A 1499-nucleotide genomic window follows, 5' to 3' on the forward strand; every position below is an offset into this window, starting at 1 on the left:
CGGATGCCGTGCTTGCGGTTGCGGGTGATGATGATGGACTCCCGGCCGATCTGCACGGTGCGGAAGGCGCCGGGCTTGTCGAGGTCGGCTGCGCGCACGGCGCAGAACCACATCTGCTCGAAGATGCGCTCCTGCTCGGCGGCGAACACGGCCTCGTCCACGTAGGTGGATCCGGGCAGGGTGGAGATCAGACTCTCCGAGACAACATTGGTCGACAACTCGAACTCCTTATGGTGTGCTGCGGAACTGGTGGAACGGGGATGAAGGGGTGGAACGGATCAGACGCCCGCCGGCGCTGCTGCGGCCGCTGCGGTGGCGGCCGGGGCGGCGGCGGCCATCGCAGCGGCCACGGCCGGGGCGGCCGCGCTCTCGGGGACGGGAACCTGGGTGGCTGCGGCGGCGAGCTTCTCGAGGGTCTTGCGCCAGCGGCAGAACAGTTTCGTCTGGTTCCAAGCCAGCACGCCCACCGGGTGCTCCCCGGCGTAGTAGACGGCCAGCAGGGAGTCCTCCCCGGGGCCGCCGTGCTCGTAGGCCACCCGGTCGGCGCGGGAGGCGTCGCCGGCGAACTGCAGGCGGGTGCCGTACTGGTCGGACCAGAAGTACGGGGGCTTCACCGCCGGCAGGGTCGCCGGGTCCGCGCCCAGCAGCGCGCCGATGGCCACCGCCGGGCGCTGGGCGGCCCCGGTCCAGTGCTCCACCCGCTGGTGGCGGCCGGTGACCGGCTCCCACCACGCGGCGCAGTCGCCGACCGCCACGACCCCGGGGATGCTGGTGGCCCCGACCGCGTCGCAGACCACGCCGTTGCCCAGCTCGATCCCGGAGCCCTCCAGCCACCCGGTGTTGGGCACCGCCCCGATGCCCACGACCACCACGTCGGCGTCCAGCACCCGCCCGTCGGCCAGGCGCACCGCGGCCACGGACCCGCCGGCGAGCTCGAACTCGGCGATGTCGGCCCCGCAGATCAGCTCGACTCCGGCGCGTTCGTGCAGCCCGGCCACGACCGCGCCCAGCTGCGCCCCCAGCGGCCCGCACAGCGGGGTGGGGGACTTCTCCAGCACGGTGACCTCCAGGCCCAGTCCGTGGGCGGTGGAGGCGACCTCGGCGCCGATGAACCCGGCCCCCACGACCACCATCCGCCCGCCGCGGCGGACCAGGGCGCGCAGCTTCTGCGCGTCGTCGATGGTGCGCAGGCTCACCACGTTGTCCGCTTCCGCGATCTGGGGCAGGGTCCGGGGCGAGGCGCCGGTGGCGATCACCAGGGCCTCGGCGTGGATCATGCGCCCGTCGGCCAGGTGCACCATGCGGGTGGCCGCGTCGAAGGACACCGCCGGGGTCCCGAGGATCCACTCCGCCTCCAGGGCGTCGGTGTCGGTCTCCAGGGCCAGATCGGCGGCCTCGATCCGTCCGGCCAGGAAGTCCTTGGACAGCGGCGGGCGGTCGTAGGGGCGGGCGGGATCATCACCGATGATCACCAGCCGGCCCCCGTAACCGAGGTTGCG

At 73.4% G+C, this 1499-nt stretch carries 1 protein-coding gene and 1 pseudogene; both read right to left on the minus strand.

Going from position 1 to position 1499, the window contains the following annotated elements; all coding sequences use genetic code 11:
* A pseudogene (locus ACYVM4_RS18230) lies at positions 1 to 218 on the minus strand (aromatic ring-hydroxylating dioxygenase subunit alpha); the annotation flags it as partial.
* A 60-nt stretch (positions 219 to 278) separates the two neighbouring features.
* On the minus strand, positions 279 to 1499 hold a 1221-nt coding region (locus ACYVM4_RS18235; protein ID WP_460669454.1), incomplete at its 5' end, for an NAD(P)/FAD-dependent oxidoreductase.

This window comes from Kocuria himachalensis (assembly GCF_054784195.1).